Here is a 20,354-nt window from a genome sequence, read left to right as displayed (position 1 = left end):
AAATTTTGTGTCTTGTATACAATACTATTATATAAAAAAAAATTGCAAATTTATAGAGCAACTTTTTAGAATTGTTAAAAATTTTGTTTAATACTATGTCAAACATTGTAATTTCAGCTAATTAATAATGATACTTTTTTAAAAAAGTTTATATTTTAATGAATTTTGAGAAAATATAGTCTAATATGACTCCTACAGTATATACATTATTTTCCATCTTATTTAGGTATATTTACAACAAATTGGGTTCCGCTATGCTCATTACTTTCAACCCAAACCTTTCCTCTATACTTATTTGTTAATTGATTAACATTATATAACCCCATACCACTCCCATTGTTTCCTTTAGTAGTGAATCCTTGTTTAAATATTTTATTCTTCATATCATTAGGTATTACAGAGCCTTTATTACAAACACTAAAAAAGTAATTATTGTCATCACAATATATATCTACTAAAATCTCTCTATATTGTTTTTCTAACTCCTTTACAGCATAAATAGCGTTATCAATTAAGTTGCCAAATATTCTAATAAGGTCAATTGGATTAAATCTATCTAGAGAAATATTTGGATCTATACTATAATGAATATCTATCTCCATGTCTTTACACATATAGCACTTGTTTAAAAACAAGGTATATAAATAAGTATTATTTATTTGATTAATTTCTTCTAGTTCTTCTTCGTCTATTTTTAACATATTTGTATAGTTTTCTAAATAGGCCTTTGCTTTATCAGCTTTTCCAAGACTTAGCATTCCCCATATTACTTGAAGATTGTTTGAAAAATCATGTTTTTGAGCCCTTAACAAATCATTGAATTCCTGCATTTGTACAATTTTAATTCTTTGTAATTCATAATCCTTTTCCTTCTCAATTAACTTTACTACTTCATTAAATAAGTACATTGATCCAATTCCAACAACTCCACATAATATAAGTAAAGCCATTAATACTCTATCTCCAGCAATAGGATGGTGCTGTTCCTCTATCATGTTCCATTTAGCTAAACTAAAATAAACCATAGTTGCAATTATAACAAAAACCTGGGCCAAAAATAACATTTTAACATTATCTTTTTTATCATTTAAACTTAACCTAAATATTTTAGTCTTCAATATTTATTCACCTACTATTCTAGAAAGTGTATACTTGTCTTTTTTTTAACTTATTACGATCTGAAACTAATACTAGCTAACAACAGTATATTCGACACATCTTGATATATTCCTTTATTTGCTTTAAAAATATTCCGCTTGCTTTTTATACACAATAGGCTTTGAGTACTAAATTCCATTATGTAATTTACTTAAGTAAATTAGAACAAAATCTTTCTCAAAGATTCTTAATGTGGATTTTATTTAAACACATTACAGAAATTATGACTTATACTCAATTTTAAAAAGCACATAATTTCTATGTGTTATAAAAAACAACTCCAACCTCTGTTAAGGGCTGAAGTTATTTTTTAGCTATTTAAAGAAATTTGTTTGTCTTTTTTATTTTTCAAATGTCCAACAATATACATTATTATTAAAGTAGCGTTGGGTATAATTATTGAAAATAATATTAAAAAACTACTATTCTCTATTTTTTGTACAGTTAAATCAAATAATTTCATACTAGGCAATAGTATAAGTGCATCATTTATTAATACAGATATAAAGAGAATTAAAGCTGTATATACAGATTTTAGCCAACTAATCTCCTTTACTATATTTTTAAATAATACTGAGCTTATAATAACCAGTAATATAGTATGCGTTCCAAAAGTCAATGGAAGAAAATCATATATTCTCCTCGAAAAAATTATCGCCAAGCCATAAATTAATGTAAATAGGGCTCTTTGTTTAATAGTCGACTTATAATTTAAAAACTTTAAAGGGGCAACAAACATTAAAAATGCATGTACAAAATGTGTTAAGTATTGCATATGGCTTCATCCTTGATGTAATGATTATTTGCTAGGCCTTATTTTTACTTATTTTGTACTTATTTTTTTAAAGACTTTGGAAGTTCTGGCTGATAGCTTATTACAGTACTTGCAGAAGCTACATTAGCTAAAGCAAAAAAACTTAAAAGTGTTACTATTAATCCCATTAATTTTCTCTTCATTTTTATTCCTCCTTAATTCTTTTACTTGAATATGATCCATCGATAAGTAGAGGGCCATAAGCTTACACTTTGCCATGCTAAACCTAATGTGCTAGATAAGAGATATAGTTTATATGTATTTGTTTCCCCTTTAAAAACAAATTTACTTAATACAATCCAAATAACTAAAAGTGCAATAGATATTTTTTTCAATTTATCCCTTTGGACTTTAGTAGTAATTGGCTTACCTGGAGTGTCAGCTGGTGCATATAAAATAAAGGTAATTAGAGCGACTATAGCAGTAATCCAGAAGAGCAAATTTATTAAGTACAAAGATATGCTATTATAACAAATAGTAGCTGTAAGTCCAATTAAATTAAAAATTACAGCTCCTATAATTGTACATCTTTTTTGGGTGCTGGCATGAGCACCACCTGAAAAAATTCTAAATAAAGAAGCTGTTATAGCTGCAGTTAATGAGGCACCCAATGTTCCAAATAATAGAGCTACTAAAACTATAAAAGAATAGCCTAAAATGCTATATATAAGTAATCTATAGCCAAATGTTACTATCTCTAACTTATCTTCAGATAACTTTAATTCGTTTTTCAAACCATCTATTAGCTTTTTTTCAATCGACATATATATCCATCTTCTCTCTACTTAATATATAAATATATACAAGACATCTATTCGACATATTTTGATATACTCCTCTATTTTACTTCAAAATATTTTATATATTTATTTCACATACAATAGGGCTATAGTTCTAATTTCATATTGTTTAAAAAACAAAACCCCCAATAGGGGGTTTAATTACATAAATCCATCAAACTGTGTCTTATATAGGTTTGCATAAATTGCATCTTTTTCTAATAAATCCTTATGTGTTCCCTCTTCTGCAATACCTTCATCAGTTAAAACTACAATTCTATCTGCATTTCTAATAGTAGCTAAGCGGTGAGCAATTACTAAGGTTGTTCTATTTTCTGCTAGGTCGAATAGGGATTCTTGAATAACCTTTTCTGTTTCATTATCTAAAGCTGATGTAGCTTCATCTAATATTAGAATTGGAGGGTTCTTCAAAAATATTCTAGCAATAGAAAGCCTCTGTTTTTGTCCTCCCGATAGTTTAACTCCTCTTTCTCCAATATAGGTATCGTAACCATTTTCAAGTGCCATAATAAATTCATGAGCATTAGCCTTCTTAGCCGCATCTATAACCTGTTCGTCTGTTGCACCTATTTGTCCATAGGCAATATTATCTCTTACTGTACCAGAAAATAGAAATACATCTTGCTGAACAATACCTATGTTTTCTCTTAGTGACCTCTGTGTAATCGTTTTAATATCTATACCATCAACCTTAACACTACCTTTATCCACTTCATAAAACCTTGGTATTAGACTGCATAGGGTGGTTTTGCCACCTCCAGATGGACCTACAAAAGCAATGGTTTCTCCTGGTTTAATTGATAAGCTTATACTATCTAAGACATTTTCTTTATTATTATAACTAAATGTGACATTATCAAATATAATTTCTCCATTTACTCTATCAATCTCCACAGCCTTTGGATCATCTTTAATATCAGGCTCTAAGTTTAAAGTTTCTGCAAATCGAGCAAACCCAGACATACCATTCTGATAGTTCTCTATTAATGTTGTAAGTCTTCGAATTGGTTGTAAAAACATAGAAACATATAGTAAAAATCCTACTAAAGTTCCTGATGTCATTTGTTCATAGTATACAAATATACCACCGAACACTATTACAACTAAATTAATCAAATTGGAAAAAAAGGTTACACCAGAGAAGAAGCCAGCCATTACTTTAAACGCACCTTCTCTAGATTTTCTAAAGTTCATATTCCCCTTCTCAAATTTTTGCTCTTCGTACCACTCATTAGTAAAAGATTTAACTACTCTTGCTCCCGAAACACTATCTTCCACCTGAGCATTAACATCTGCAATTTTTAAACGCATTTCTCTAAAAGCGAACTGCATTCTTTTATTTTTAAAGATAGCAAATCCTAACATCATAGGTACTACAGAGAAAGTAATTAAAGCTAAAGGCCAATGAAGGTTTAGTAGAATAATAAATGAACCTAACAATGTAACTGTCGCAATAAAAAGGTCTTCTGGTCCATGATGGGCTAACTCTGAAATTTCATTTAAGTCATTTACTATACGAGACATAATATGACCTGTTTTTGTATTATCAAAATAACTAAAGGATAGTTTGTGTATATGATTAAATAAATCTTTTCTCATATCATATTCAATCCTTGTACCCATAACATGTCCCCAATAATCAACTATATACTGTAAAGCTGCCCTAACAATATATAAAATTAGCAACCCTACTCCTGCCCATATAATTAAGGAAAGATTCTTTGCAGGTATAATATCATCTATCATTTTTCTAACAACATTAGGAAAAACCAGATCTAATCCTGCCATTAAAAATGCACATGAAAAATCTAAATAAAACAATGGTAAATGATTTCGGTAATACTTTGCAAAACGTTTTATCATAGGCATAACTCTCCCTCTACTATTAAGATATACTATTTATTTCGTATACCTAATTATTGTTATTTTCACATTATACCATATTCATAATAGTCTTCAAAGTTTTGTTGCTGTATTTAGGCTAAAGCAGAGCTATATTATATTCTTCACAAGTATCGATCATTTCCTTAGGCCATATAGTTGCTTGCACCTCTCCGATGTGTGCCTTTTTTAAGAAAAACATACATATCCTAGATTGGCCTATTCCACCACCAACTGTATACGGAAGTTTTTTATCTAAAACTAATCTATGAAAATCAAAGGTACTTCTTTCCTCACAACCTGCCATCTTTAATTGCTTTTCTAAACTTTCCTCATCTACCCTTATACCCATTGATGAAAGTTCTAAAGCCATATCTAGTGTAGGATACCAAAATATAATATCTCCGTTTAACTCCCAATCATCATAATCTGGCGCCCTACCGTCATGCCTTTCACCTGATCTTAGCTTTCCTCCTATTTTCATAATAAACACTGCGCCTTTTTCTTTAGCTATCGCATTCTCTCTCTCTTTAGATGTTAAATTAGGATATATATCTTCTAATTCTTGAGATGTAATGAATGTAATCTTTTCCGGTAAAACATGCTCTAACTCAGGATATAGCTTATGCACATAGTCTTCAGTGCTTTTAAAAACACCGTAAATATCTTCAACTATTTCTTTCAATGTAGTTTCGTTTCTATCTTCTTTATCAATAATCTTTTCCCAGTCCCATTGATCTACATAAATAGAATGAATATTATCTAATTCTTCATCCCTCCTAATGGCATCCATATCCGTATATAAACCTTCTCCAGTCTCAAATTTATACCGATGTAGTGCCATACGTTTCCACTTGGCTAAAGAATGCACTATCTCTACATACTGTCCTTCCATATCTTTAATGTCGAAGGATACCGGCCTTTCCACACCACTTAAGTTATCATTCATTCCTGTTTGTGGGCAAAGAAATAGCGGTGCAGAAACCCTAGTTAATCTTAAAACTTTAGATAGTTCTGTTTCAAAAAAATCCTTCAGTTTTTTAATAGCTATTTCTGTTTCTTTAATATTTAAACTAGGCTTATATCCTACTGGTATTATTAATCTTTCTTTTATATTTTTCATGGTTTTACCTCCAGTTTTAATTTTTTGCACGGCCGATGCAATTTTAAAAATATATTTTTAGAAAATAAAAAAAAGCCCTTCATCCCTATAAAAATAAGGACGAAAGACTTAACTTCCGTGGTACCACCTTAATTAGCCAAACGGCTCTCTTAAATCAGTACGGAAACAGTCGTCTGTTTCTATAGCCTCGACTCCTGTCCCACCTAAATTTTTAATCTTCAGTAAAAAATTTCAAGTGTTCAAAAGTCGTCTGATGCTATCAAACTACAATTTCGATACTTTCCAATCTATAACGGTTTGGCTCCGCCTAAGCCTACTATCATCAAGATTTCGGTTAGGAACTCAGAAATGTTCTTCAACATAGGCTTCGTATTGGTCTTCCACTGTCACCAACTCGCTAAAACTACTTCCTCATGCTTACTCTTTTCCTCATTGTCTTTAAAAGGTTTGTATTAAATTTATTCATTACATTGTATATTATTACATTTATAATGTCAATAGTATTATTTGTGATTTTAAGAAAATTTATTTAACTCAACAAAAAATTGTATTGTGTCCCCTTTACAATCTGCCCAAATTCTTCCCCCATGAAGTATTATTAAGTTTTTAGATATAGCCAATCCCAATCCAGACCCTGCCGAATTAGATGTTCTTGATTTCTCAACCTTGAAAAACCTATCAAATATACGATCTAAATCTTCAGGACTAATAGGTTCTCCCTTGTTTTCTATGCATACTGTAATATGCTTTTCGCCTACTGTAGTTTTTATTAATATTTCTGCCTGTTCTTTGCTGTATCTAATTGCATTTGTCAAAAGATTTTCAAATATTCTCACCATTTTATCTGTATCAGCAAACACTATAGCTTTCTCTTTTGAAAATTCCTTTTTAAATACTAATTCTTTTTCTTCTAAAATGGGAACTAGCTCTTCAGTTAATTGATCTATAAGTTCGTTTAAATATACCTTCTCTAGAGATAATTTTATTCCTTGATTTGTAACCTTTGTATATTCAAATAAGTCCTCTATTAAAACCTTTAGCTTTTCAGATTTTCCATAAGCAATATCTAAATATTGCTTAGCTTCATCCAAAGTCTCATATTTTCTGTCCTTCAACAGATTTAAATAACCCATAATGGAAGTAAGGGGAGTTCTTAAATCATGAGAAACATTGGTGATTAGTTCATTTTTAAGCACTTCTGCTCTTCTTTCCTCTTCTATTTTATTTTTTAACTCCTCTGCCATAAAGTTAATATTATTAGCTAAAGACCCTAGCTCATCGTCACTTTTTCCGACTATTCTATGGTCTAAGTTACCCTTTGAAATTTCTAAAAGTCCAGATGCTAGTTCTTCAATATATTTCATCTTTTGCTGTGTTGCGAAGTAAAAAAGCAATATAAAGGTAGCAAATCCTAGGATTACAGGAACAAATCCTCCTCCTCCTTCATGATAGGTAATACTTGCCTCAGGCATACCACTAACAATTACATATGCCCTTATATCATTTATGGTAATAGGGTAAAAGCTACTAAATTCTGCTCTCTCGTGAAGCCTATAAGAATCAATACGGGTATTCATGGCATTACGAATAGTATTATGAAGATCTACCTGGTTTTCTGTAGCATTTTCAGAACGATAAAGGACATTTCCGTCCATATCAACTATAAGAGCCTTTGTTTTCCCATTCCATCTATTGAGCACATGTTTAATATATTCGTCCAATTCTATTCTACCATACTCTTCTTCCCATATTATTTCATGCCTATCGTCGTACCTAGCCTGTATATAGTCAGTTAAGTCTTGTACAATATTTCTAGCATAGTAATCTATGGACTCTGCTCCATTTGAATAGTCTACAACAGGATCTCTATTTAGCTTAGATAAATAGCTATCAGTTACAGATGCTACCACCATTGCACTTAGAAGACAAACTATAAAAGTAGCCATTAATTGCATACGTACACTCTTTGCAACCCGCTCCCTTACTAATGAGATAACATTGTCTAGAGTAGTAAATACCTTTCTAACTGGCGAAAACATTTTACGAAGTAATCTAAATCTAGGTTTTTTAAGCTTAATTTTCAATTTTATATCCTACCCCCCATACAGTTTTTATATATCGAGGACTTCTAGGATTTTCTTCGATTTTCTCCCTGATTTTTCTTACATGTACCATTACAGTGTTAGTGGAGTCAAAAAAATCCTCCTTCCAAACCTTTTCATAAATCTTTTCCATACTAAAAACCATACCTCTATTTCTAGCTAATAGTTCTAATATATCGAATTCCCTAGGTGTGAGTTTAACATCCTTACCATTTATTTTAACTTCATGAGTAGATACATTAATTATTAAATCGTCAATTTCTATTTCCTCACCTGTAGTTGTAGCTATACTATTAAGCTTTGTATATCTTCTAATTTGAGATTTAGCCCGTGCAATTAACTCCAACGGATTAAATGGTTTTGTTATATAATCATCTGCACCAGTAGTTAACCCAAATATTTTATCCATATCTTCTGCCTTTGCAGAAAGCATTATAATAGGCACATTGTTTTCTTCTCTAATCTTCATGCAAGCCTTTATACCATCCATTTTAGGCATCATAATATCTAGTATAATAAGATGAACTTTTTCTTTTTCCAGTATATCTAAGGCTTCTATACCATCACATGCTTTAATAACATCAAAACCCTCATTTTTTAGGTAAATCTCTATTAAATCTCTTATTTCCTTCTCGTCATCTACAACAAGTATTTTTTCCTTTGCCATAAGTAACCCTTCCTTCTACTCTATGCTAACTATATTATAGCTAAAAGTCCTTAACAAATGATAGTTAAAATCTTAAAAAAAGCTTAAAATTGCGATGTTGCTTTCGTAGTAAAGCTTCATGTCATACTTAAAATTATACTAATTTTCAAGTACTCAAAATGTTTACATCCTCCAGTTTTTTAATAGATTAGTAATACTAGAAATACTCGAAAACTTTACAAATAGAGGCTACCTCTTTTTTAGAAGGTAGCCTCTGTTTTTAATTGTTATTTTATAATCTGTAGTATCCTATATTTCTATGCAGCTTTAGCTTTTTCTGGTGCTTCAGGAGATTTACCAAAGAAATATACAGTAGCCCATACTGCCACCATAGCTACCGGTAGCACTATAAAAATCGGCAAACCTAATCCTGCTGGAATATATCCAAATAATATTGTAATTGCGCCTACAGTAAGAGAATACCAAAGTTGAGTTTTTACATGATCAATATGATCGCATCCACTTCCCATAGAGGATAAAATAGTTGTATCTGATATTGGAGAACAATGATCTCCGAAAATAGCTCCTGTTAATACAGCTCCAACACTAGCTACAATAAATGTTGCATCCGGTGATATAGCATGAGCCAATGGAATAGCTAAAGGCATTAATATTCCCATTGTTCCATAGGATGTTCCTGTTGCAAATGAAATAATTGAACCTAATATAAAAATAATAGAAGGTAATAAAAACTTTGGAATAGTGCTAGATAGAGCAGATACTAAAAATGCTGCTGTCCCAAGTTCTTTAATAACACTGCTTAATGACCAAGCTAATAGTAGAATAACTCCTGTAATTACTAAAGACTTCATACCATCTACCCAAGTTTCAAGTGCTTCTGAAACAGTAAGGATTTTTTGTGCAACAGCCATTACAACAGCTACAATGCTCGCAAGTAACGCCGCCTGGAATAAAACAATACTAGCATCGGAATTACCAAATGTTTCTCTAATAGATACAAATGATAGTGGAGAATTTTGTAATAGTTCAATAAGAGCTACATCTTCTCCAGCCATTATAGCTTGGTAACCATTGAAGTAGAAGCCTACAAATCCAAAAACTATTAAAGTACCTATAGGAATAATAGCATTCCATATACTTAGTTTGATTCCTTCTTTAGGCTCTAAGGACTTGTCTTCAGAAAAAACCGCAGATTTGGAACTATCAGCCATTACTTTTCCTGTAGTTCTTGCTCTTCTTTCAGCCTTTAACATAGGACCAAATTCTTTTACTAAAACAGCTGTAATAACTACGAATAATAGCATTAATATATTATAAAATCTGTAAGGAATAGTAGAGATAAATATACCATATGCATTCACCTCTTGACCAATAGATAAATATCCATCCCTTATTAAACTTATTTCTAACCCAACCCAGGTAGATATTAAAGCAATACCTGCAATAGGTGCTGCCGTAGCATCAACAATGAAAGATAATTTTTCTCTTGAAATCTTCATTTTATCAGTAATAGGTCTCATAATTGGCCCAACAATTAATGAATTAGCATAGTCATCAAAGAATATAAAAAGTCCCATTAACCAAGTAATAATCTGAGCACTAGTAGGAGACTTTGCCTTTTTAGCTAAGCTTTCAGCAATAGCCCTTGCTCCACCCATTTTAGAAATTAGGGCTATTAACCCACCAATGGTTAAACATTGAAGAATAATACCTGCATTCCATGGATCTGATAAGGATTCTATAATTCTGTTAATAATATCTAAAAATCCACCTATAAAAGCTGAGCTAACATTAAAACCATTTAGCTGTAATAAAAAAGTTCCTGAAAATACACCAATAAATAAGGACAAAATAACATTTTTTGTAATGAATGCTAATATAATAGCAACTAATGGTGGTATAATTGTCCAAATACCAAACCTAGCAGCATTTGTTTCCGCTGTAGTAGGTTCTGCAAAAGCAGTAACAGATAATAATAAAATACAAATTAGAGTGGTAATTACGATAAGATTTTTTCTTTTCATTTTCTTCTCCTCCTTAATTTTGTGTAGTGATTAAACGGTTAGGAGGGAGAACTCTTCAACAAAACAAAAAAGCCTTAAGCTTTTTCACTCAAGACCTTTCAAATATAGGCGATATAGCATTATGCCTATTTTATGTTTTAGTTTGAATGATAGCTCTCCACAAATAGGTTATTTGTGACAATCTTACATATATTTTATGTAAGACCAGTTATATGACTCTTCAGCTTAAGCCATATACTTCGGCAACCTTTCCTTTCCTATCGCATCATCGTGCTTACCTCCACAATAGTACTATTAAAGACTGCACCTCTACCTTTAATTATTCACTTTGCACTTATTTAAACATTATGCACCATTTTGTTTAATTAGTCAATAGGTAATTTTTTTAGTATATTTCTAATAATTTCTAAGTACATTATAGAGTTATAGATATTTTAAACATAAAATTTAAAACAAAATATATTAGACTATCGAAATATATTGAATTCGAAATGAATAAAGTGTATTATTATGATAGCTGAATTTTCTAAATATTTTATTAAAATTAAAAGGGGGATTATTATGCGTTGGAGTTTAAATGAGCTTTACACATCCTTTGAATCAACAGAATTTAAAAGTGATATGGATAAGTGTAACGAATATATTAAAGAATTAATTATTTGGGTAAAAAAGGAGTTGCGAAGTACTGAAGGAGCAAAAGAAAAAATAGAAAACTATATTAAAAAGCAACAAGAATTTGGTAGCATATATATTAGATTACTAAGCTATGCTATACTTGTATCTAGTGTAGATGCAAAAAATGAAACTGCTCTTAAAGTAGCAGATCAACTTCAAAGTAAGGCTTCAAATTTAACAGAGGCAACTGTCCAATTTGAAAAATGGCTTGGTAATATAGAAAATATTGAAGAACTAATACAGTCTTCTCCTCTTTTAAAGGAACATCAATTCTACTTAGAGGATATTATGCTAAATAATCAGTATCTTTTGAGCGAAGAGGAAGAAATATTAATTTCTAAAATGAGCCAAACAGGATCAAAGGCGTGGGCTAAATTACAACAATTATTATCCTCTACCCTACTTGTAGATATTACAATAGATGGAGAAGAGAAACAGCTTCCTCTACCTGTAGTTAGAAACATGGCCTATAGTGCTGATGCCGCTACAAGAAAAACAGCCTACGAGGCAGAATTAAAATCCTATTTAAAAATTGAAGAAAGCTCAGCAGCTGCATTAAATGGTATTAAGGGTGAATCAATTACAATCTCACAAAAACGTGGCTTTGCATCTCCTCTAGAGCAAGCGGTTATTACATCTAGGATGAATATGGAAACATTAGATGCAATGCTAACTGCTATGAAGGAAAGCCTACCCTTCTTCCACCAATATTATCGTAAAAAAGGAGAGTTATTAGGACATAGTAATGGGCTACCTTTCTATGATATGTTTGCACCAATTGGAAATGTAGATATGGAGTTTACATACGAAGAAGCACAGAAGTATATAGTGGATAATTTTAATACATTTAGCAAAGAGCTAGGAGATTTTGCGCAAAAGGCCTTTGATAAAAACTGGATAGATGCGGAGCCACGGATTGGTAAAAGAGGCGGCGCCTTCTGCTCCAATTTACACCCTATTAAAGAAAGTAGAATTTTAGCTAACTTTGATGGTAGTTTTAGTAACATGACTACATTAGCTCACGAGCTAGGTCATGGTTATCATGGGCACTGTCTGAAAAACGCAAGTCTATTGAACAGTCGTTACCCAATGCCACTTGCAGAAACTGCATCTATATTTGCTGAAACTATTATTATAAATGGAGCCTTAAAAACTGCCACAGTAGAAGAAGCATTTGCAATATTAGAAACCTCTATTTCTGACGCAGGACAGGTAATAGTCGATATATATAGTCGTTTCTTGTTTGAATCCGAAGTATTTAAACGCCGTGAAGATAGTTCACTTTCAGTTAATGAGCTGAAAGAAATAATGATAAGCGCACAAAAAGAAGCCTATGGAAATGGGTTAGATCATAATGTACTACATGAATCTATGTGGATAAATAAGTCTCACTATTATATGCCAGAACGCCATTTTTACAACTTCCCCTATGCCTTTGGACTATTATTTTCAAAGGGACTTTACTCCGAGTATTTAAAACGTGGTGAAGCCTTTGTTAATGAGTACAATAATCTACTAGAGGCAACTGGTAAAAACAACATTGTAGATGTGGGTAAAGTTATGGATATAGATGTTACATCAGTTGATTTTTGGAGAAGCTCTTTGGATTTAATTAAAAAAGATATTAAAAAATTTGTGGATATTGCAGATGAGAGATTGAAAAACAAATAAAATGCTTCTAAGTAGAAACCAAATTTAAATAACCGTTCCTAACATTCTCGATGAATAACAAAGAATTAATGTGAAAATAATCTATTATGATACAAAAAAACTTTTATTAATTCTTTCAAAGTTCTACATTCTATGTTTATTGGACATACTTTACTTTTTTTGTTATTATGGGTAAGAATAAAGATAAACTAATAAAGGAGCGTCTACTAATGGATAATAAAAAGGTATTAGCCACTGTTGGTGGTAGAGAAGTAACAGAGCAAGACTTTAACCTGCTTTTAAATAGCTTAGATCCTCAAAGAGCAATGCAATTTAACTCTGAAGAAGGTAGAAAGCAATTACTACAAGAGTTAGTTAGCCAAGAACTATTTTACTTAGATGCAGTTAAAAATGGACTTGATAAAGATGAAATTTATATGCAAGAAGCGAGAAGAATGCAAGATAACATTTTGAAGCAATTTGCAATTCATAACCTATTAAAAGATATCAAAGTAAGTGAAGGCGACCTTTTAAACTATTATAACGAACATAAAGATATGTTTAAAGAGCCTGAAAGTGTAAAAGCAAGCCACATTCTTGTTGATGATGAAGCAAAAGCTGAAGAAATCGCCAAGGAAATTAGTGATGGATTAGCATTTGAAGAAGCTGCTACAAAATATTCTAACTGCCCATCTAATGCTCAAGGTGGAGATTTAGGATACTTTACAAAGGGAAGAATGGTTCCTGAGTTTGAAGCTGCTGCATTTAATATGAAAGCTGGAGAAGTTAGTGCTCCTGTTAAAACTCAATTTGGTTATCACATTATTAAAGTGGTTGATAAAAAAGAAGAGTCTATAAAAGCCTTCGATGAAGTTAAAAGTCAATTAAGCCAACAATTAATGGCTATGAAACAACAAGAAACATATCTTAATAGAGTTGATGAATTAAAGAAGGAATATGAAGTTAAAATTAACGAATAAATATATTTGAAAAGACTAGATTTTTCTAGTCTTTTTTTATTTTGTTAATTATATGTATCTATATGCTAATGACTGAATTTTCATACATCCGAGCATGTTCTATTACAATCTTGCACCTTAAATGCTATAATTGATTTAAATAAATTTAATGAGGAATTGACATATGGATATAGCTTTAATCGGTGTTCCTATTACGTATGGTTGTAGTCTGAATGGAGCACAATATAGACCTAGTAAGCTTCGTCAAAATAAAATTATAGATCTGATTAAAGAAAATGGTCATACAGCTTATGATTTAGGAAACGTACCAGTACCAGTCGTTCCTAAAGAAGAAAAATATAATGGTCATGAAAATATAAAACACTTACATCCTGTAACAGAAATAAACACTAATCTAGCACATAAGGTATATTGTTCCTTAGTTGCTGCATCTTCCGTTATTCTTTGCTCAAGCTATACGTTTTTCATTAGAGTCCCTTGACGTTTCTAGCTCTATGGCAATCTTATCTTTGATTTCTCTAATTACTTCATATCTGCGTCATCGAGATAGTTCGCAAGTTATCTTATGCCAACTGTTCGTACCTTCCAGCATCTCAGCCTTCTTTCAACACCTTCGCTCTTGCTTAAAATTACCTCCAATACACTTTGAAATCTCCTTCGCCCTTCGCATCTGACATAGGCTTTTGACCTATACCAGCCACCTCACCTACAGCATCGAGTACAGTGATTCCAAGGTTAAGTTACTTCGCCTGTTGCTAAAACGACCATCCAAACATATGTAGTTAAGCTAATATTGGGACGTCCCTACTTTTTGGAAGGTTATCCACTACATATGCCAACACTGGTTCACTATCGCTTGGTTCCAGCAACCGCCATCAGCTTCCTTCAGACCATCGGCTCGGCAACATGCCTCGCAAACAAAAAACCTCACAATTGTGAGGAAAGCATTAAAGCATTGGGGACGGTTCTTTTTGTTTCTGTAAGAAACATTAGGAGTAGTCCCTAGCGATTATTTACTTAAATGGAAATGCACACCTTGGGCAATATTGAAAATCTTCATTAGTTTTAAAACTACAATTAGAACATCTTTTTTTATAGTAATTTTTACCCATATGTACTAATTTTAAATCCTTATCATGTACGGTTACATTTTCTCCCTTGGAAATTCGCTCCCCTAATCCTTTATCAATTGAATATATACTTCCACAACATGTAGTTTTCACATAAAATTTTTTATTCCACTTTAAAACTGGGATAAAAAACAAACTAAGAACCATATATTCTTTGGTAACTTTATACTCGCCATACTTTCCACAATGATAGCAAATTGTAGTTTGATTAAAATCTAGTTCTTCCTGTTTAGGGGACACTCCCATAATGAAAAACATGTATCTATCTCCTTTGTTTTATAAGTAAACTGATATCTAATGGGATAGAATAGCAATTTAATATTAATACCCTTAATTGCCTTTGCTAGATTGTTTAGTTCTGCCTTTATAATATTTAAAGCATACATATTAGAAGGAAGCTTCCATAATGGTTTACTAAATATCTTCTCTTTAATATCCTAACATCCTGCTAAAATGGTAAAATTAGTTTAACATATAAAAAAACTACTAATAAGTACAGCTTTATAATTAAAACAGGGATTTAAAAGTAAAAAGCACTGTCCCTTATGCTTTCAAAAACTGAGAAATTATTCTTCCTCGGTTATACTTCTTATTATATATCTGTTACAAAAAAAAGCATTCTCGCTACCTGCAATGCTTCTGCTGCATTTAGACAAAACATGTCATCTTCTGATAATTGCATATTAGCTACATACTCATCATAATCTTTCTTCTTACAGAAGAAATTCATAACATTTCAACAATCACCAGACCAGTTTTTATGTTTATTTAAATCTACATGAAGTATGCATGCATCCTCAGGTATATAACTTAAGAGCCTGCCATCCTTTATCTGTATATAAATTGACTCTCCACATTGGCTACACTTTGAATCTATATTTATATCTTGCTTAAATGTAAATGCTGTTCCTATTGCATCTATTGCACACATGGCATAAAAACTTCTACCATCTGATAAAGTAACTTTGTGATTCGTTGGAAGTGCCGAAACAGGATATATAAAATTAACATTTTTATCTTTATCTACTACTATTGCCCTTTTATTAATTAAGCTGTTAATTAAATTATTGAACTTATCTTCTGAAGTACCTATATTTCTAACTATATCTTCTGTTATCCTAACTAAGTTAAATGGTTTATCTTTATCAATAGTATAATTCATTAAGAACCTTCTAGTCTTTTTCTCAGTTTGGTTTAATCTCTGATCTATGCTTTCTATCATCAACTTTTCCGTTGAATAATATTCAAATTGAATATTTTCTTCCATATGTATTTATGCCTCCATAACTAAAGATAATTAACTAAAACTATAAGAAAAGCTATTATAAAAAGCCTATTATATCAATCTATTTTCTTTACTTTAGCTAACAATGCCCTATCTGGTGGGAATCCGCTTATAGGATCTAGCTTCTCATTGTCTGTTAACTCATTCGCATTTGCATTATTCCAACCATGAGGTATAAGAACTGTTGTAGGAAGTATATCACCTGTTATTTCTGCCTTTAATTTTATGCTTCCTCTTAAACTTTCAACTTTCACCATATCTCCATTCTTAATACCTTCTTTTTCTGCTGCCTCAGGATGAACTTTAACTGTTGGCTCGATCTCATCTTTATAGTCCTTAAGGAATTTTATATTTCTATATCTTGAGTGGTAATATTCTAAATATCTAGCTCCTGTAGAAAGTACAAAAGGGTACTCCTTAGCTAAATTCTTAGTAGACATTGGACTTTCTAGTGGTTCATAGTATATAGGCAGAGGATCATAGCCTAATTCTTCTAAGCTTTTTGAATATATTTCTACCTTACCTGTAGGTGTATTAAATCTTTTTTCTTCGTATTTCTTTTCTTTAAAATCCTCATATTTATATCCATAATACATTTCAGATATTTCTTCAAAACTTAGTCCAAGTTTTTTAAACCTATAATCAATAGCCTCCTCTTCTGTATTCCAAGGAAGTTCTTCCTCGTATCCCATGGCTTTTGCTATATCACTAATAAACTTCCATTCTGAAGTGCCATATTCATTATCAATTATTTTAGATGACAAGCCTAAGATACCCTCATTCAACATGCCCCTTTGATTCCATATTTCATATCTTTCCACAAAGAAACTCCCAGGAATAATTAAGTCCGCAAGTTTTGCGGTTTCTGTCATAAAGTTGTCCATTACAACTAATAAGTCAAGGGACTTTAAAGCCTTTTTTAACTTATTAGCATTTGGCCATGTCAGTATTGGATTGCTTCCTATTACTATCATAGCTTTTAATGGGTAAGGCTTACCTTCAAGTATAACATCGCTAATAATATTGGCTTGAGCTGCATCAAAGGTTTCATAAAATAGAGGAAACTCAGTACTTCCTATAGGCTTCTTATTATATCTAGGGTTTTCCCACTCTATTGGAGATAAAGGTGCAGGTGAATTCATCATAGCTCCACCAACTAAATCAATATTTCCTGTTATTGCTTGAAGTATTGAAATTGCTCTTGCGGTTTGAAATCCATTTGTCAATAGCTCTATTGCTATTCCAGGAGAAATATTTGCTGGTTTATTCTTTGCAAACATTCTAGCTGTTTCTACAATAGTTTCAGCAGGAATATTTGTAATTCCTTCAACATACTCCGGCGTATAATCTTTAACTAAATCCACTAATTTGTCAAAACCTACAGTCCAGTTTTCTACAAATTTTCTATCATAGTTATTTTCCTTAATAATTACATAAATAAGTCCTAGGGCTAATGCTCCATCTGTTCCAGGTCTAAGTTTTAAATGAATATCTGCTCTTTTAGCAGTTTGTATTCTATTAGGATCTACGACTATTAATTTAGCTCCTTTTCTAACAGCTTCATTTATATCCATCATCATATATGGATGAGCATTCGCTGGATTATAACCCCATAAAACTATACATTTACTGTTCTTATAATCAGCACTTGGTAGCATTCCCATAGTCACCTTGTTTGCCATTTGTTTTGATAGATGACAATGACTTCCTGCTGCTGAGTAGTTAGGTGTTCCATAACACTGACAAAACCTTCTTACATACTCTGGAAACTGTCTTCTCACTCCTGCTTCACCCGTATGCATTGATAAGGCTTCTGCTCCAAATTCATCTTTTAATGATTTTAATTTTTTAGTTATAATATCAATAGCATCTTTATAGTCTATCTCTATCCAATTACCATTTTTATCTTTTTTCATTGGCTTGGATAATCTATCTTTAGAATGAACTATTTCAGGTAAGGCCTTTCCCTTTGGACAAATAAATCCTTTACTTATGGGGTGGTTTTTATCCCCCTTAACTTCAATTATTTTATTGTCCTTTACCAGTAGTTCAATTCCACAGTTTCCGCCACAAAAACTACATATCCCCTTAATCATTCACTCATTCCCCCAATACCCTTATTCATATCACATCTTTTATTGCCTTTTACTTGTTATGATAACATCACAATCAATAATTGTTAAATAGATAATATTAATAGATGAGAATTCTATTATAATATATTGCAATTGTTATTTTTTAGACAAATATGTTATTATTAAGACGAATTTTGACGATGAAGGGAGGAATTTGGATGAAAGTTGCATATGTTATAAGCTCAGATAATTCAAGAACTATTTTAAGAGATATGGTAATTCCACAATTAGAAGCCGGCAATCATGGTGCTGAGGTAGTAGGGATGTTTTTTTTATTCGATAATACCTTCTTATTATTGAATGAAACCGATATAGGTGAAAGACTTCAAAAACTTCATGAACAAACAGGTATGATATTATTAGCATGTGATCAATGTGCACTTGAGAGACAAATTGAAAATAGACTTGTACCGGGTGCTGCAATCGGTTGTTTTCCAGTACTATATGGTGCTCTTGGTTCAGTAGAGCTTGATCAAGTAATTACATTCTAACCCACAATAAAGAGTCCGTTTTGCGGACTTTGTTATTTTATTCACTAGAAATGAGGTGTATAAATGTCAAAGGTTCTAGTTGAGTTTATTAATACTTGACCTAGCTGTGATGGGTATACCCGAGCTGTAGAGGTTGCTGCAGCAAAGTACAAAGATAAGGTTGATGTGAAGATTTATATAGCAGGCAAAGATATGAGCTATGTTAAGAAGTATGGAGTTATATTTAGAGGAACTTTAATTATAAATGAAAAAAAGAAAATTCAGCGAATATCTAAGAATATTATCGAAAATGAAATTGCTCTAGCTGTTAGTGAGCTAGATGATATGAGGTGATGTTTTATTGTTAATACTAGATTTTTTAAATGACATTATATTTACCTCAATAGGTTTATTAAATGGAGCTTCTGGTTGGCTTGTTTTTAGTTACATAGTAGCAGGGCTTTTGCATGATGTTATTTCTCCTAGGAGATTTCACAAAGCCTTAGGAAATACTAAGCTTAGCTCTATTTTAAAGTCAACACTTTCAGGTACTTGCTTACCTATTTGTAGTTGCGGTACAATTCCCCTTGGCATTAGCCTATACTACTCTGGAGCATATGTAGGGCCCACACTAGCTTTTATGGCATCTACACCTGTACTAAATCCTATAGCAATAATACTTAGCTATGGCTTATTAGGTAAAGAAATAACTATAATAAATATAGTTGCAGGACTTTTGCTTCCTTTTATTGTAGGAATAATCGGCAATAAACTGGGAGGCAATGAATTAAGAAAAGAAGGTCTAGAAGAAGAAATAATAGCTAATTCATTAAAACCAATAGAAAAAGTCACTTTACTAGAAAAATTTAGATCCGGTATTCAGTGGGTAATAGGTGATTTAGCTGTAGTATTAAGTAAATACGTAGTTTTAGGTATGTTGTTTGGAGGATTTATTCTAACTGCATTTCCAGATGCATTTATACAAAAGTATTTAGGAAATCCTAGTATGCTATCACTTTGGAATGTAGCAGTTCTTGCTGCATTCATGTATGTTTGTGCTGTTGGACATATTCCTTTTATAGCTGCTCTAATTGCCAGTGGTGCTTCACCTGGTGCTGCTATTACCTTTTTGATGGCAGGTGCAGCTACTAATATTCCTGAGCTACTTAGTATTTATAAGTTAATTGGTAAAAAAACTGCTGTAATATATGGAGTAACTATCTCTGTCTTTTCATTAATAGTTGGTTATCTAACTAATTTATGGCTTATGCCTGGGTTTAAGCCTGCTGTTAACTTTAATAGGATTGATAATACCATTGAAAGTGCAAATAAATTACTTTTTAACTTGCCAGAACCAGTTAAGTACTTATGCTCATTCATCATTTTCCTATTTTTCCTAAAGGGAATATATCCTAAAGTTAAGTATTTCTTTAAAAAAAGCACTGAGCAGGTGATGTAAA

General features: G+C 31.7%; 18 protein-coding genes, 1 riboswitch and 1 other annotated feature. Of the genes, 6 read left to right on the top strand and 12 right to left on the bottom strand.

Annotated features, from left to right (window positions below; translation table 11 throughout):
- Positions 1-218: 218 nt before the first annotated feature.
- From KQI88_RS06285 to KQI88_RS06245, 9 genes are all read right to left on the bottom strand, one after another.
- Positions 219-1,118 carry a sensor histidine kinase gene (locus KQI88_RS06285; RefSeq protein WP_216415501.1) on the bottom strand — a complete coding sequence of 300 codons (900 nt, stop codon included), beginning with the start codon at positions 1,116-1,118 and terminating at the stop codon, positions 219-221.
- 350 nt (positions 1,119-1,468) lie between these two features.
- Positions 1,469-1,933: a hypothetical protein gene (locus KQI88_RS06280; RefSeq protein WP_216415500.1), complete on the bottom strand. Its 465-nt coding sequence runs from the start codon at positions 1,931-1,933 to the stop codon at positions 1,469-1,471.
- Positions 1,934-1,992: 59 nt separating this feature from the next.
- Positions 1,993-2,115 carry a cyclic lactone autoinducer peptide gene (locus KQI88_RS06275; protein WP_216415499.1) on the bottom strand — a complete coding sequence of 41 codons (123 nt, stop codon included), beginning with the start codon at positions 2,113-2,115 and terminating at the stop codon, positions 1,993-1,995.
- Between the two features lie 21 nt (positions 2,116-2,136).
- On the bottom strand, positions 2,137-2,736 hold the full coding sequence (locus KQI88_RS06270; RefSeq protein WP_216415498.1) for an accessory gene regulator ArgB-like protein: 600 nt from the start codon (positions 2,734-2,736) through the stop codon (positions 2,137-2,139).
- Positions 2,737-2,913: 177 nt separating this feature from the next.
- Positions 2,914-4,635 (bottom strand): ABC transporter ATP-binding protein, encoded by a 1,722-nt coding sequence (locus KQI88_RS06265; protein ID WP_216415497.1) that lies wholly within the window; start codon positions 4,633-4,635, stop codon positions 2,914-2,916.
- A gap of 118 nt (positions 4,636-4,753) precedes the next feature.
- Positions 4,754-5,776 (bottom strand): aspartate--ammonia ligase, encoded by a 1,023-nt coding sequence (gene asnA, locus KQI88_RS06260; RefSeq protein WP_216415496.1) that lies wholly within the window; start codon positions 5,774-5,776, stop codon positions 4,754-4,756.
- A gap of 92 nt (positions 5,777-5,868) precedes the next feature.
- Positions 5,869-6,218: a binding site (T-box leader), on the bottom strand.
- Between the two features lie 73 nt (positions 6,219-6,291).
- Positions 6,292-7,860 (bottom strand): sensor histidine kinase, encoded by a 1,569-nt coding sequence (locus KQI88_RS06255; protein WP_216415495.1) that lies wholly within the window; start codon positions 7,858-7,860, stop codon positions 6,292-6,294.
- A complete protein-coding gene (locus tag KQI88_RS06250; protein WP_216415494.1) occupies positions 7,850-8,545 on the bottom strand; it encodes a response regulator transcription factor in 696 nt (231 codons plus the stop codon). Before KQI88_RS06250 ends, KQI88_RS06255 begins: the two co-directional genes overlap by 11 nt.
- 296 nt (positions 8,546-8,841) lie before the next feature.
- Entirely contained in the window at positions 8,842-10,569 is a 1,728-nt protein-coding gene (locus KQI88_RS06245; protein WP_216415493.1) for a Na+/H+ antiporter NhaC family protein, read from the bottom strand.
- Between the two features lie 142 nt (positions 10,570-10,711).
- Positions 10,712-10,889: riboswitch (Lysine riboswitch) on the bottom strand.
- A 241-nt stretch (positions 10,890-11,130) separates the two neighbouring features.
- Here KQI88_RS06245 and KQI88_RS06240 point away from each other — a divergent pair.
- The 3 genes from KQI88_RS06240 to KQI88_RS06230 all read left to right on the top strand — a co-directional run bounded on the left by KQI88_RS06240 (position 11,131) and on the right by KQI88_RS06230 (position 14,355).
- On the top strand, positions 11,131-12,915 hold the full coding sequence (locus KQI88_RS06240; RefSeq protein WP_216415492.1) for a M3 family oligoendopeptidase: 1,785 nt from the start codon (positions 11,131-11,133) through the stop codon (positions 12,913-12,915).
- A gap of 209 nt (positions 12,916-13,124) precedes the next feature.
- A complete protein-coding gene (locus KQI88_RS06235) occupies positions 13,125-13,874 on the top strand; it encodes a peptidylprolyl isomerase (RefSeq protein WP_216415491.1) in 750 nt (249 codons plus the stop codon).
- A 163-nt stretch (positions 13,875-14,037) separates the two neighbouring features.
- Entirely contained in the window at positions 14,038-14,355 is a 318-nt protein-coding gene (locus KQI88_RS06230; protein ID WP_216415490.1) for an arginase family protein, read from the top strand.
- 532 nt (positions 14,356-14,887) lie between these two features.
- Here KQI88_RS06230 and KQI88_RS06225 read toward each other — a convergent pair.
- The 3 genes from KQI88_RS06225 to KQI88_RS06210 form a co-directional block, all read right to left on the bottom strand.
- On the bottom strand, positions 14,888-15,262 hold the full coding sequence (locus tag KQI88_RS06225) for a zinc ribbon domain-containing protein (protein WP_216415489.1): 375 nt from the start codon (positions 15,260-15,262) through the stop codon (positions 14,888-14,890).
- Positions 15,263-15,596: 334 nt separating this feature from the next.
- Positions 15,597-16,271 carry a MerB-like organometallic lyase SaoL gene (saoL, locus tag KQI88_RS06215; protein WP_264328342.1) on the bottom strand — a complete coding sequence of 225 codons (675 nt, stop codon included), beginning with the start codon at positions 16,269-16,271 and terminating at the stop codon, positions 15,597-15,599.
- Positions 16,272-16,345: 74 nt separating this feature from the next.
- Positions 16,346-18,385, bottom strand: coding sequence for a molybdopterin-containing oxidoreductase family protein (locus tag KQI88_RS06210; protein WP_216415486.1), 2,040 nt, complete (start codon positions 18,383-18,385; stop codon positions 16,346-16,348).
- 197 nt (positions 18,386-18,582) lie between these two features.
- Here KQI88_RS06210 and saoD point away from each other — a divergent pair, with 197 nt between their 5' ends.
- The 3 genes from saoD to saoE all read left to right on the top strand — a co-directional run bounded on the left by saoD (position 18,583) and on the right by saoE (position 20,353).
- Positions 18,583-18,915, top strand: coding sequence for a DsrE-related protein SaoD (gene saoD, locus KQI88_RS06205; protein WP_216415485.1), 333 nt, complete (start codon positions 18,583-18,585; stop codon positions 18,913-18,915).
- A 63-nt stretch (positions 18,916-18,978) separates the two neighbouring features.
- The gene (saoT, locus tag KQI88_RS06200; RefSeq protein WP_246579167.1) at positions 18,979-19,248 is read left to right on the top strand and encodes a thioredoxin-like (seleno)protein SaoT; all 270 of its coding nucleotides are present in this window, start codon (positions 18,979-18,981) and stop codon (positions 19,246-19,248) included.
- Between the two features lie 7 nt (positions 19,249-19,255).
- Positions 19,256-20,353, top strand: coding sequence for an efflux transporter SaoE (saoE, locus tag KQI88_RS06195; protein WP_246579166.1), 1,098 nt, complete (start codon positions 19,256-19,258; stop codon positions 20,351-20,353).
- The last annotated feature ends 1 nt before the right edge of the window (position 20,354 follow it).

Origin of the sequence: Alkaliphilus flagellatus, assembly GCF_018919215.1 — a bacterium.
Taxonomy (GTDB): domain Bacteria; phylum Bacillota; class Clostridia; order Peptostreptococcales; family Natronincolaceae; genus Alkaliphilus_B; species Alkaliphilus_B flagellatus.
This window is presented reverse-complemented; position numbering and strand designations above follow the sequence as displayed.